Here is a 12803-nt window from a genome sequence, read left to right as displayed (position 1 = left end):
TCTGAAACTGAACCGCATTTTTAAGCAGGAATCAATATTATTTATCTCTGTCATAAAATGCCTTTACAAACCGGATTTCACTAAATGTTACCCTGCCGTCTGAAAGCTTACCAATATCCTTTATTGAAATATCGCCAAATTCTCTGATTAATGATATTATGTACTCCTGTTTATCAGGTGATACCAGATCAAAGATATCAATCCCGTAACCGGCCTTTATCTTTTCTTCAAGATGAACAGAGACAATATCAGAGTTAAGCTCTCTTTTTTTTGCAATCTGGTTTACTGTTAAACCCTCACAGTACATTTTGTATGTTATATCAGAGCTGCTTTCATCATTTTTTTCAGGAATTTCTTCTTTTTTGAAAGCTATCTCTTTGAGGAAAAGAGAGCCGAAATCATCTGCTTTATGCTCGCCTATCCCTTTCACAAGCAATAATTCATCCCTTGTTTTCGGAAGGCGTGATGATAATTCTGCAAGCGAGGCAATTGATAAAACCATGTAAGGCGGAATTCCCCTCTCATCCGCAATCTTCTTCCGGAGTTTCTTTAGCCTCTCATAAAGCTCACTGTCATGAATCTGCGGCCTTGATTCGCCTGATTTTGCGGATTTTTCTGCTTTTTTTGTGATTTTTCCACGGCATTTTGTAAGCGTCACACGGGACTTTCCGGAAAGAACATCCATACTCTTCTCATTTAGGAGGACAACAGGATATCTGCCGCCTTCCCTTGTTAAAAAGCCGGACCGGACTGTCTCCTTAATGTAAGACTCCCATTCATCCTTTGAAATTTCCTTTCCTTTTCCAAAATATGGGGATTTTTCATGGCCTCTTTCCTTTATCTTTTTACTTTTTGAACCCCGCAGTACGTCTGCAACATATCCTATACCAAAGGATACCTCAAGAGAGTCTATGCATTTTATAGCCGTTTTTGCAATCTCTGTGCCGTCAAATGATTCAGAAGGATTAAGGCAGTTGTCGCATTCCCCGCACTCAAACCCTTTTGTATCCTCCCCGAAATAATCCAGATATATTTTTACACGGCAGGAGCGACTTTCACAAAAATCAGTCATTGCGTCAAGCTTCTTTGTTGCGACTGCTTTCTGTTTGCCGCTGTCCATTCTTGAGATGAAATAATCTATTTTTGCCCGGTCTGCCCTTGTATAGAAAAGTATACAGTCTGAAAGAAGCCCGTCACGTCCGGCCCTTCCGGTCTCCTGATAGAAATTTTCAAGACTTGCAGGCAGATCATAGTGGATTACATACCTTACATCAGGTTTGTTTATTCCCATACCAAAAGCAACAGTTGCAACAATCACAGGCACATTGTCTTTTATGAACTTGTCCTGTGTCTTTTCACGTGCAGTTTTTGAAAGTCCGGCATGATAGGGAAGGGCATATATTCCGGCAGAATTTAATTTTTTTGAAATGTCCTCAACGCTCTTTCTGCTCTGGCAATAGATGATTCCGGAATCATCCTTTCGTCTCTTCTTGATATAACCAAGGATCTGCCCCAGTGCATCTTTTTTTGGGAGAACGCTGTATTTTAGATTTTTTCTGAAAAAACTCCCTACATAAATCAGAGGATCATTTAATTTCAGCTGTTTTGCGATATCCGACCTTACAACAGGAGTTGCGGTTGCGGTCAGTGCAATTACAGGAACGCCCGGAAATTCCTTTTTGAGGGTGTTTAGTCTCCTGTATTCAGTCCGGAATTCATGCCCCCACTGTGAGATGCAGTGCGCCTCGTCAACAGCAAGAACGGATACTTTGCACCTCTTAAGAGTTGAGATAAATGCAGGTGTAACTGCCCTTTCCGGAGATACGTAAACGATATCAAGAGAACCGTTTAACATCGATTTTGTCGTTTTTGAATATTCAGAATAGTCCTGTGTACTGTTTAAAAAACCCGCAGAGACACCCGCTGTAACAAGAGAGTCCACCTGATCCTTCATAAGAGATATAAGGGGTGATATGACAACTCCCACTCCGTCCCTTAATATTGCGGGAAGCTGATAACATACGGATTTTCCGCCGCCGGTTGCAATCACTGCCAGAACATCCCCTCCTTTCATTACAGAAGCGATTATCTCCTCCTGATAGGGATAGAAAGATGAATATCCGAAATATTTTAAGAGTGCCTTCTCTGCCTGAATGTTTTTTGATACAGAGTCGCCGGGAATTTTATACATGAAATTCAGTTATGAATATTATGTATCTGATTATGGAAAAAGAAGACTAAATAATCTGATCAGTGAAATTCCGATGAAAACGGATAAATTATATGCCATAGGAATATCAACGATATATAAAGCCGGATAGATGTTTATATCAAAGCTAACATTGATAGAATATTTATTCAGGATTCCTGTAAGCCGAAATTTCAGCAGGAAGCCCGGCAGGAGATAGTATGAAAGTGGGCGTCAGTTACTGGTACAATAAAGGAGTTTCACTCTGTAATGCAAATCTGCATGAGAAAGCCCTCTACTGCTTTGATAAAGCTATTTCCATGGAAGATGAAGATGCTCTTATATGGTTCAGACAGGGAATTGCACTTGTTCATTCAAAAAGGCTTCAGGATGCAGTATTAAGTTTTAACAAATCTCTCGGGATAAACCCCGACAACGCCGCAGCCTTAAACAATAAGGGTGTTGCCCTTTCTGCCTTAAAGCGATTCGATGAAGCGAAAGAATGCTTCAAAAATGCTCTTGACATGAAACCGGGAAATCCGGGAATTAATATCAACAAAAACATTTCGACTGAAATGGAAAAAACAGATGAAACCAAAAAGGGGATTTAAATGAGAACTACTGTAACTTTTGATGATGAACTCGCTGCAGAGATTGAGAATGCTGCTGAAAAAATGGATCTTAAAAAAGCCGATCTGGTAAAGATGGCATGCAAAGAATATCTTAATACAGAAAAAAACCCTGATTTTTCTGAAAAAGAAAATGAAAAGAAAACTGAGGCACTTAAAACTGAGATACTGAATCTGAAAGAAGAGGTTAAAGCACAGAAAGAACTTCGGGAAGCATACACCAGACTAATCTCTGAAAAAGATCAGCGTATCGAGGATATGAAAGAGAGCATTTCAAGAATTGAGGCGATGAGCATTACAACAACAGATCAGATAGCCTCTTCCAAGGATGAAAGAATTAAAGACTTAACCCAGATGATAGAACACCTTCAGGCACAGGCAGCAGCTCATAGTGCGGCACTCCAGTCAGCAATAAAGCCGGCACTTAAGAGCGGAAACGGGGATGATAATTCCCATGAAGATGACAGAGATATAGTTCAAAAATCCAGATGGAAATTCTGGAAATAAAAAAAATCCTCTTTTTCAGATATATTATTCATCCTGTTTTTTTCAGGATTTTTTTATAATTGTTTCATCTGGTGTTAAAAATCATTTATAAAGGCTTTTTAACGCCATATTCTTCCCTTTTTTGGCACCCTCATGACGCGGTTCAGTCTCAAGAACTTTATCAAAGCATTCTATTGCCTTCTCGTATTCGCCGGTTTTTCCATATACAATTCCCAGAGAGAATATGTAAATCACATTTTCAGGTTTGAGAGAGAAAGCCCTGTCAAAACATTTTATTGCGGCATCGTAATATCCGTGCTTTGTGAGTGATAATCCTTTTTTGTAGAGATATTCAGAGTCATAAAGCTGGCTTTCCGTCGGCCTTTGAGATTTTGGTTTCTCTTCAGGTGCATTTATTTTAATTTCTGCATCAGATTTCAACACAGGACCTTTTAAAGCTGAATCGTCCTGTTTTTTATAGGTATTCTCTTTAAATTCCCTATATGTTCCTTTTGCGATTGCAGGTGCGGGAGGTTTCCTTTTTATAAACGATGTAGGATCAATTCCGCTTTTAAGCCACACATTGCCATATTCAGAGTCAATCTCCAGTGTCTTCTGATAGCACATAAGTGCATCATCGGATTTTCCAAGCTTAATTAATGAAAGACCCAGTTTTAGAAGAACATCAGGATCATCAGGCCGCATAGCAGAGAGTCTTTTAAACACCGAAACTGCGGCCTCATTCTGTCCTGCACTGTAATGTGCCATACCCTTTGACATCAGTATATCAGGCTCATTCGGAAGAAGGGAGACGAGCATATCATAGTAAACAATAGTTTCGGAATAAAGACCCATATCAGATAGTATCGCAACAAGATCCAGAATATTTACAGCATTTTTAGGGTCAATTCTTATTGCGGACCGGTACACTACAACTGCCTCATCAAAACGCTCTAATTTTGCAAGGACAGCCCCCTTACCTGCAATGAGCGAAGCATCACCGGGATTTCGGACAAGTAACATATCATAAAGCGGCAGTGACTCACTGTAACGGCCTGTTTTAATTAAAATTCTGAGTTTTCCATTCAGAGCGTCCTCTGAGCCGGGATTTAGTTCCAGAATCGCATTATATGCAGAGAGTGCATCTTCAGGCCTGCCTGCACTCTCATAAAGACTTCCAAGAGATAACCATGCACCCTCATTTTTGGAGTCAAGACCGGCGAGTTTTCTATAATCTGCTATCGACAGATCTATTCTTCCGGCCATCTTTTCACATTCTGCCTTTCCCAAAAGGGCCTTTAAATTCCCGGGATTGTATGAAAAAGCAATTTTGAAATTCCGGACTGCATCATCATACAAACCTTTTTTCTGCTGAATCACAGCCACTTCACAGTAAACCGAATAATCCTTTGACCCTGCATTAATTATGCGGTCGTATTCCTCTATTGCTTCATCGTATCTGTCCAGATCTACCAGAACGCGGGCTTTGGCATGCATTGCATCCAGATCTTTTGAATCTAATGCAATAGATACTTCAAATGCATGAAGAGCCTCGTCAAACTGTCCGATAACTCTGTGAACAAGGCCTTTTGAGTACCAGAGTCCTGCATTTTCAGGTTTTTTCCCGACAAGATTCTCATAACACAAAAGCGCCTCTAAATGACGCTCAAGTTTTACAAGGAGAAGCGCTTTTCTCACCCAGCCTTCGGTGAAATCCCCGTTTAACTCTAAAAGGCGATCGTAATCATAAATTGCGTCCTCGGTTTTACCGGAATTCTCATCCAAAAGAGCCTTTTCATACCAGACACGATATTCATCAGGATTTACCTCAGTTAATTTTTCAAGAGTTAACTGAGCCTCACGCATTCTTCCAAGTAGTTTTTGGATGTCAAACTTCAGGAAAAGGGCTTCACTGTGATCAGGAATCAGCGAGAGTATATGATCACAGGTTATGAGAGATTCTTTTTGCCTTTCACAGGCATTCTGAGCTTTTGCAAGCTTAAAGAGATACTCCGGCTCTAAATCATCCAGAGACTCTGCCTTTTCAAAATCCATTAAAGCTTCTTTGAAGCTTCCGGCATCAGAGAGGACTGCTGCCCGCATTAACAGCGCATCACTGTTTTCCGGATTTATATTGAGAACTATATTCAGGGCATTTAAAGCACCGTTTAGATCACCATCTGAATAAAGATCCCCTGCCTTTTTAAGCGATAAGGATTCATCCGGCAGATTCTCCTCAGCTTCAGATGAAATTTGTTCCGGAGATTCATCATCAAAAGACAATTCTTCTGGTGCCGGGGCCTGATCTGTTCTTTCGACATCTGAAATTAAATCATCCTCAGCCTCAATATCAGGGATTTCAAAATCATCACCGAAAGGCGACAGCTCAGCATCAAGGGAAGAGTCAAGAGCAGAAAGATCAGGGATCTCGGAGTCAGAAGAGTCAGGAGACTCAGATTCTATATCAGAGTCAGAGAGATCAAGATCATCACCAAAAGGCGACAGCTCACCATCAAGGGAAGAGTCAAGGGCAGAAAGATCAGGGATCCCGGAGTCAGAAGAGTCAGGAGACTCAAATTCTATATCAGAGTCAGAGAGAACAAGATCATCACCGAAAGGCGATAGCTCATCTTCAACAGAAGAGTCAAGAGCAGAAAGATCAGGGATCCCGGAGTCAGAAGAGTCAGGAGGCTCAGATTCTATATCAGAGTCAGAGAGAACAAGATCATCACCGAAAGGCGAAAGCTCATCTTCAAGAGAAGAATCGAGGGCAGAAAGATCAGGAATCCCGGAGTCAGAAGAGTCAGAAGACTCAGATTCTATATCAGAGTCAGAGAGATCTAAATCATCACCGAAAGGGGACAGCTCAGCATCAAGGGAAGAATCAAGAGCAGAAAGATCAGGAATCTCAGAGTCAGAAGAGTCAACTGACTCCTCGTCCAAAACTTCACTTGTGAAAAATTCCTCATCGTGAACTTTATCAGGCTCAAATGTGTCAGCGGACCATTCAGGAACATTTTCAGTGTCTTCGTCCGGCATCTCAGATTCGTCATTAAAAGTAAATTTCTCTTCTGAAGGAATGTCATCCGCAGACTCTGCAGCTTCTCCTTTTTTTGTATCAGGGTTGAAAAAAGCTACGCATTCTGAGACAAAATGCGAGAAGGCAGGAGTTTTCTCTGCAGCATTTTCTTCAACAGTTTCCTCCTGCTCTGTCTTCCCGAATGCAGGCGGAGTGAAGGAAACTCCCTGCGCTTCCCCGGGAAACTCATCTGAAACTATTATATCTTCATTTATTGCAGTATTTTCTTCTGAATTTAAAAGGCTGCCTTCCCCGGATTCCATACATTTTCCTTCGAAATCCTTTGCAAGTATAAGCATCTGTTCAATCTCATTTTCAACAATATGAATCAGAGCAGGGTCTTCCGAGACCCTGACATCTAAAGCCCCGTCTGTGGCTTTGACATTTAAGGCCTTGTATTTGCCTAAAAAGCTTTTTAAATAGTCTTCTTTAACGGAGTTAAAACATAATTTATATTCAGCAGGAACAAGATATCCGTCTTCCACCTCGAAATATCTTTTTACATATATATCTGCCATAAAAATTCTGACCCCGTACCGATTTTTAAATATAGGGAATTAACCTCTATATAAATTTACAATTGTAATTATCAATTAAAAGATTAAATATGTAGCTTCTTTAATTAAAAGAAAAAATTGATTTTTGATTGATAAAAAAAACAATTTTTCATCTTTCTGAATTTAAAAATAGCCGGATTTTTGAAATTCAGAATTTTAATTTAATTTATTACTGTCTCTGTGCGTATTGCTCACCAGCTTTAAAATTTTCTCGCCGATATCATCACATTTTGTTATGGCGTGGGTGTCTTTTAGTATATCCCCCTCCTTAAATCCCCTTCCTGATATAAACCCAAGAGAAGAGAATCCATGGGTATTCACAAAACCTTCAAGAGTTGAAAGCGTCCGTTCACACCCGCGATCAGCACAAACTGACACCACAACCGCATTTTTGCCTGCAAGTTTTTTGTCATGATAAAGAGAATATGTTCTGTCTATCAGATTTTTGGTATGCCCGTTGACATCATAAAAATAAGTAGGTGAACCAATGATTAAGACATCACAGTCAATCATCTTCTCAGCGACCATATCCCAGTCATCCTTTAATATGCACCATTTATCCTCTTTGCACTTTTCACATCCGGTGCATGCGCCTATATCCAGACATGAAAGAGAGAGATATTCAGTATCAAACTCGGAACAGCCTTCTTTTTCGATGTGATCCAGTATTTTTTGAATGAGAATTGCAGTATTTCCCTTCTTTCTCATACTTCCGGAGATACCAAGAACTTTCATAATTCTATTCTCAGCTTTCTCTTAGAAAAATATTTGGCATGATGACAAAAAACACAAAAAATCACTAATGTTCCCAAAAATCCACATCAATTCTCTGCGGTCTGAGGTTAAGAGAGGAAAAAACCCCACACAGTTCATCAAAGGGATCATAATCCCTGAAAAAAAGATGAGAATTACAGAGACAGTCGCTGCACCCGAACCCTCCGACAGCATCGCCCCCTAATTTTTTTGCAGCCTCACATTCCAGTCTTTCTCCGGTTTCGGCAAACAAGGCATATATGAGTGTAAAGTTTTCTGAAAGAAGAAGATAGTCTATGTGCCACCGCGGTTTTTTGTCCCTTTTTTCTGCAAGATTAAAATGCCTCCTGACCCGCAGAAGCCCTGCATTGCCAAGGGCGGAACCTGTGTATATGTGCCATCCTGACCTGAAATGAACGCTTCCAAGCGCCCCTGTTTTGATTTTTGTATCAGTATTTTGCAAAACTAAAAAATATATTCCGGGAGGGGACATCAAAACCTCCGTTATTTCTCAATTCCATTTTTGGCCGACTTAATAATATGAGAACTCAAGAGCACGGAGTGCGGCTTTTATGTGCCTGATTCCGTCTTTTTCGACAGGATTGCCATGTCCCGGATAAAGACCCTCCACATCAAGTTCTGATAAGCGTTTTACTGAACTCTTAAGGGAGGAGAGACTTCCGCCGGGGAAATCAAAACGACCGAAACCTCCGTCAGTAAATACGGTATCGCCCGATATCAGATTTTTATTCTCCCGGTCATAGAGGCAGATGCCTCCGGGAGTATGCCCCGGTGTGTGTAAAACCTCAAATTTTCCCACCATATCACCTTCCTTTAGGATACGGTCAGGTACCAGTCCCGGACCTCTTTCCGAGAACATTATGGAAAGGCTCAAAGTGTCATCCAAAAGCCCTGCCGCATCCGCCTCATGTATGCAAATTTCAGCGCCGCCGCACATATGCGCCGCCTCTTTTAGATGTGCAATGTGATCATAGTGACAGTGGGTTAAAACAATCGTGTCGATATCATCCCTGTATTTCTCCAGAGACATAGGCATAACTCCGGCATCAAAAAGAATACTGCCACACACATAGGAATTTGCATAGTACCCTTCCCCTCTTATCCACTCAACTGACATTGGTAGTAGTTTTTAGTAAACACGTACTAAATTATTACCCATGCAGACTCTCATCAGGGAGTGCAAATCCGGCATTCCTGAGAATGTAATTTCCGCAGCAGAATATGAAGGTATTGATGCTGAAAAACTGGCACGTGCGATTGCCTGTGGCAGAGCAGTAGTTCCGGCAAACAGAAGACGCGAGCACAAACTTTGTGCAATCGGAGAAGGATGCACTGTTAAGGTAAATGTCAATCTCGGCACATCCGGTGCAAGATGCGACCCGGAACTTGAGATGATAAAGGCAAAATGCGCAATAGACGAAGGCGCCGATGCCATAATGGACCTCTCAACAGGCGGGGATCTTGTAGCCATAAGAGAGGAGATACTAAAATTCAATACAACAGTCGGCACAGTCCCTATATATGAGGCAGTGCGCCGGGCAGGAAGCGCTCTTGATATAACAGGCGATCTGCTCTTCAACGTGATACGCGATCACTGTAAACAGGGTGTTGATTTCCTGACACTTCACTGCGGCGTAAACTTAGAGACATTAAAGTCCTTAAGGGCAGATCCGCGGGTGATGGGTGTTGTCTCAAGGGGCGGTGCGTTTCACACCGCAATGATGGCATCATCAGGTGAGGAAAACCCGTTATACTCGGAGTTTGACTATCTCCTTGAGATACTTGCAGAAGAGGATGTTGTAATATCCTTAGGCGACGGAATGCGCCCCGGTGCGATGGTGGACGCTGTCAAAAGGGCAAAGACTGTTGAATACTTAAACCTCGGGGAACTTTCACAGCGCTCCCTTGATGCAGGCGTTATGAGAATGATAGAAGGCCCGGGCCACATCCCTGTTGATCAGATTGCATACAATGTTAAAATGATAAAAGAGCTCTCGGGATATGCGCCCCTTTATCTCCTCGGCCCTCTTGTGACCGATATAATCCCGGGATACGATCATGTGTCAGGCGCAATCGGAGGAGCAATTGCGGCACTTAACGGCGCAGACTTTTTATGCATGGTATCTCCCTCGGAACATCTTGCACTTCCTGATGTTAGTGATATCAGGGAAGGAACAAGGGTTGCAAGGCTTGCCGCACATGTGGGCGATACCGCAAGACTTGGTAATAAGTGGTTTGAGACAGGTGAGGCCGCGATGGCTGAAGCAAGAAAGAATCTGGACTGGGAAAAGCAGTACTCGATTGCGATGTTTGGCGAACACGCAAAAAAGATACATGAGCGTGACGGCGATCTTGAGACATGCTCAATGTGCGGCGATCTCTGTGCCGTGAAAATCGTCCGCGACAGTCTCTGATGTTAAAAATTTGTGATATAAATTAAAATTTTAAAAAAATATCCGGCTGAATTTCAGCCATTTTTTGTTTTTATTTTCATTTTCCGGCGTTTAGTATCCTTACTGCAAGATGGGCTGCGTTTGCACCGTTGTCAATACCAACGCATGCGACAGGCACACCACGCGGCATCTGAACGATTGATAAAAGTGCGTCCATTCCCATAAGAGTGCCTGATACAGGAACGCCAATCACAGGTTTTTCTGTTTTAGAGGCAACAACGCCGGGAAGCGCTGCGGAAAGACCTGCAATACAGATGAATACCTTTGCATCAGAGGATTTCACAAATGAATCAAGTTCATCCGGATTTCTGTGCGCCGATATTACCCTGTAATCGTAATCTGTTTTATTTTCAGAGAGAACTGATGTCACTTTTTCCACAATGTGCTCATCGGATGCCGAGCCGGCGATTATTGCCACATCTGCCATACAGTTATCTTTGTTTTTCAGGGTGATTTATCCTTTCGGGCAGTCCCCGGGTTGCATAAATTTCAGTGAAAGCACTTTCGCCGGATTTTTCTTTCAATAAATTAAGAATAACGCCTTATTTGTTTCCCCCGAACGATAGTTGAAGAATACTTTTAAGTGAGAGAGATTATCTTTTATTTAGTGCAGTTGTGCCGGGCAGAATGCTGTGGTTTCAGACTGCATAAAAACATATGGAGGATATTTGAAATGTTTGACTGGATTGGCTTTATTTCGCTGTTTCTTTCCTTTTTATCTGAGAATCTGGATAGTATAATCTCCCTGTTCTAAAGATTTAAAAAAGATACAGGTAAAAAAATTCATTTTTTAAGGGCACATTTTTTCCGGATGAGAATATTCTTCGGTATTTTCAAAAACTGACTGAATTTTAAAAAATTCATACTCAAAGCAATAACATAAATTTCCCCTGCGAACAAATACTTATACACTGATTTTTATGCAGGACGAAACACTTCTAATGATGCCGGGACCTGTCCCGATGCCGCAGCGTGTCAGACTGGCAATGGCCAAACAGGCAATAAACCACAGAGGCAGCGAATTTGGCGAATGCTTTGAGGACACTGTCAGAATGCTGAAACCCATGTTCGGGACTGAAAATGATATGCTCATCCTCTCCGGGTCAGGTACAGCCGGGATGGAAGCTGCAATAGCAAACTTCTGCGCAAAAAAGAAGATTGTATCACTTGTAAACGGTAAATTCGGCGACCGTCTCTGTAAGATAAGCAAACTATACTCTGACAATGTCACAGGACTTGAGTCAGAATGGGGAACACCGCTTCCTCTCGAACAGCTTGAACGTGAGCTTGAAAACGGCGCCGAAGTTGTAACACTTGTCCACAACGAGACATCTGCCGCAATTAAAAACCCTGCAGAAGAGGTCGGAAGGCTCTGCAAAAAGTATGATGCCCTCTATATTATGGACGCAATAACCTCTATCGGCGGAGATGTTGTAAAAGCTGACAAATGGGGTGCAGACGTTGCAATAGTAGGATCACAGAAATGTATTGCGGCACCGGCAGGACTTGCAGCCGTTTCCGTATCTGAAAAGGCATGGGAGAACCTCTCGGAATGGAGACCTATGTATCTTGACCTTGAGGCATACAGGAAGAGTGCCGATAAGAATCAGACACCATACACCCCGGCAGTACCTCTTTTCTTTGCATTAAGAGAGGCATGCAGAATAGTTGAAGAGGAAGGACTTGAAAACAGAATTGCCAGACACCAGAATCTTGCAGAAGCCGTAAGAACAGCGGCAGGGTCATGGGGACTTGATCTTTTTGCAAAGACTGACAAATTCCATGAATACTCAAACACGGCAACCGCAATCTGCTACCCGGAGGGCATGGATGACTCAGAGTTCCGCGGCACAATGAAGAAACTCGGAATTGAGATCTCCGGCGGACAGGACGGACTTAAAGGAAAGATCTTCAGAATCGGAACAATGGGTGCTGTTAGTGCACCGGAAGTTATGGCAGTATTAAACGCAACTCTAAAGACACTAAACGAACTCGGATACAGACAGAAAGGATGCGGTCTTCAGGCTGCATCGGATGTATTAAAGTTCTAAGGGAGCATCTGATCTGTTATGAAAGTAGGGGTTGCGGACACGACATTTGCCCGCGTAAATATGGGGGGAATTGCAGCAGACGAACTTCGCCGTCATGCAAGCGTCTCAATTGAAAGATATACAGTTCCGGGTGTTAAGGATCTCCCTGTTGCGGCAAAAAAACTCATAGAAGAGAGAGGCTGTGACATTGTAATGGCGCTCGGGATGCCGGGCGGTGTTGAAAAGGATAAGATGTGTGCACATGAGGCATCACAGGGACTTATCAAGGCGCAGCTCATGACAAACACCCATATAATAGAGGTATTTGTCCACGAAGATGAGGCAAAAGACGATGCAGAGCTTGCATGGCTTGCCGAGAGCAGAACCCGGGAGCATGCCGAGAACACGGTTAAACTCATCCTCCGTCCGGACGAGCTGACAAGAATGGCAGGAACCGGCCAGAGACAGGGATTTAAAGACGCAGGCCCTGCAAGACGTTAATAAACCCATAAATACTCAAATATCCCTTTTTAAAAATTGCAGAATTTTAAAGATACTTCTTTTTTGTAAATTGTTACACAGATTAATAATATATAGACACCAATAA

At 42.2% G+C, this 12803-nt stretch carries 11 protein-coding genes; 5 read left to right on the top strand and 6 right to left on the bottom strand.

What is annotated here, in order from left to right; genetic code table 11:
- Positions 1-37: 37 nt before the first annotated feature.
- On the bottom strand, positions 38-2191 hold the full coding sequence (gene recQ / locus ACTB1O_RS11200; RefSeq protein WP_462995220.1) for a DNA helicase RecQ: 2154 nt from the start codon (positions 2189-2191) through the stop codon (positions 38-40).
- A gap of 218 nt (positions 2192-2409) precedes the next feature.
- On the opposite strand from recQ, the gene ACTB1O_RS11195 reads away from it, so the two are divergent.
- Positions 2410-2799 (top strand): tetratricopeptide repeat protein, encoded by a 390-nt coding sequence (locus tag ACTB1O_RS11195; RefSeq protein WP_462995219.1) that lies wholly within the window; start codon positions 2410-2412, stop codon positions 2797-2799.
- Positions 2800-3324 carry a ribbon-helix-helix domain-containing protein gene (locus ACTB1O_RS11190; RefSeq protein ID WP_462995218.1) on the top strand — a complete coding sequence of 175 codons (525 nt, stop codon included), beginning with the start codon at positions 2800-2802 and terminating at the stop codon, positions 3322-3324. It abuts the gene before it with no gap.
- A gap of 81 nt (positions 3325-3405) precedes the next feature.
- Here the strand turns inward: ACTB1O_RS11190 and ACTB1O_RS11185 are convergent, their stop codons facing one another.
- The 4 genes from ACTB1O_RS11185 to ACTB1O_RS11170 form a co-directional block, all read right to left on the bottom strand.
- A complete protein-coding gene (locus ACTB1O_RS11185) occupies positions 3406-6900 on the bottom strand; it encodes a tetratricopeptide repeat protein (protein ID WP_462995217.1) in 3495 nt (1164 codons plus the stop codon).
- 195 nt (positions 6901-7095) lie between these two features.
- Entirely contained in the window at positions 7096-7674 is a 579-nt protein-coding gene (locus ACTB1O_RS11180) for a flavodoxin family protein (RefSeq protein WP_462995216.1), read from the bottom strand.
- Between the two features lie 64 nt (positions 7675-7738).
- Positions 7739-8155, bottom strand: a complete 417-nt coding sequence (locus ACTB1O_RS11175; RefSeq protein WP_462995215.1) for a GIY-YIG nuclease family protein — start codon at positions 8153-8155, stop codon at positions 7739-7741.
- Between the two features lie 69 nt (positions 8156-8224).
- Positions 8225-8830: an MBL fold metallo-hydrolase gene (locus ACTB1O_RS11170; protein ID WP_462995214.1), complete on the bottom strand. Its 606-nt coding sequence runs from the start codon at positions 8828-8830 to the stop codon at positions 8225-8227.
- Positions 8831-8870: 40 nt separating this feature from the next.
- Here ACTB1O_RS11170 and thiC point away from each other — a divergent pair, with 40 nt between their 5' ends.
- Complete coding sequence (gene thiC / locus ACTB1O_RS11165) at positions 8871-10127, top strand: phosphomethylpyrimidine synthase ThiC (protein WP_462995213.1); 1257 nt, start codon at positions 8871-8873, stop codon at positions 10125-10127.
- Between the two features lie 76 nt (positions 10128-10203).
- On the opposite strand, the gene ACTB1O_RS11160 is transcribed toward thiC, so the two are convergent.
- The gene (locus ACTB1O_RS11160; RefSeq protein ID WP_462995212.1) at positions 10204-10593 is read right to left on the bottom strand and encodes a 5-(carboxyamino)imidazole ribonucleotide mutase; all 390 of its coding nucleotides are present in this window, start codon (positions 10591-10593) and stop codon (positions 10204-10206) included.
- Positions 10594-11086: 493 nt separating this feature from the next.
- Between ACTB1O_RS11160 and ACTB1O_RS11155 the strand changes: the two genes are divergently transcribed.
- On the top strand, positions 11087-12217 hold the full coding sequence (locus tag ACTB1O_RS11155; RefSeq protein ID WP_462995211.1) for a pyridoxal-phosphate-dependent aminotransferase family protein: 1131 nt from the start codon (positions 11087-11089) through the stop codon (positions 12215-12217).
- A gap of 18 nt (positions 12218-12235) precedes the next feature.
- The gene (gene ribC / locus ACTB1O_RS11150; protein WP_462995210.1) at positions 12236-12697 is read left to right on the top strand and encodes a riboflavin synthase; all 462 of its coding nucleotides are present in this window, start codon (positions 12236-12238) and stop codon (positions 12695-12697) included.
- Positions 12698-12803 lie beyond the last annotated feature (106 nt).

The organism is Methanomicrobium sp. (assembly GCF_055145805.1).
The sequence above is the reverse complement of the archived record's forward strand: the minus strand, read 5'-3'. Positions and strand labels throughout refer to the sequence as shown.

What these genes read in the sequence shown, in the direction of transcription:
- ACTB1O_RS11185 (WP_462995217.1), bottom strand. Translation starts at nt 6,900, where the DNA reads ATGGCAGATATATATGTAAAAAGATATTTCGAGGTGGAAGACGGATAT.
- ACTB1O_RS11195 (WP_462995219.1), top strand. Translation starts at nt 2,410, where the DNA reads ATGAAAGTGGGCGTCAGTTACTGGTACAATAAAGGAGTTTCACTCTGT.
- ACTB1O_RS11170 (WP_462995214.1), bottom strand. Translation starts at nt 8,830, where the DNA reads ATGTCAGTTGAGTGGATAAGAGGGGAAGGGTACTATGCAAATTCCTAT.
- ACTB1O_RS11190 (WP_462995218.1), top strand. Translation starts at nt 2,800, where the DNA reads ATGAGAACTACTGTAACTTTTGATGATGAACTCGCTGCAGAGATTGAG.
- ACTB1O_RS11160 (WP_462995212.1), bottom strand. Translation starts at nt 10,593, where the DNA reads ATGGCAGATGTGGCAATAATCGCCGGCTCGGCATCCGATGAGCACATT.
- ACTB1O_RS11155 (WP_462995211.1), top strand. Translation starts at nt 11,087, where the DNA reads ATGCAGGACGAAACACTTCTAATGATGCCGGGACCTGTCCCGATGCCG.
- ribC (WP_462995210.1), top strand. Translation starts at nt 12,236, where the DNA reads ATGAAAGTAGGGGTTGCGGACACGACATTTGCCCGCGTAAATATGGGG.
- ACTB1O_RS11180 (WP_462995216.1), bottom strand. Translation starts at nt 7,674, where the DNA reads ATGAAAGTTCTTGGTATCTCCGGAAGTATGAGAAAGAAGGGAAATACT.
- recQ (WP_462995220.1), bottom strand. Translation starts at nt 2,191, where the DNA reads ATGTATAAAATTCCCGGCGACTCTGTATCAAAAAACATTCAGGCAGAG.
- thiC (WP_462995213.1), top strand. Translation starts at nt 8,871, where the DNA reads ATGCAGACTCTCATCAGGGAGTGCAAATCCGGCATTCCTGAGAATGTA.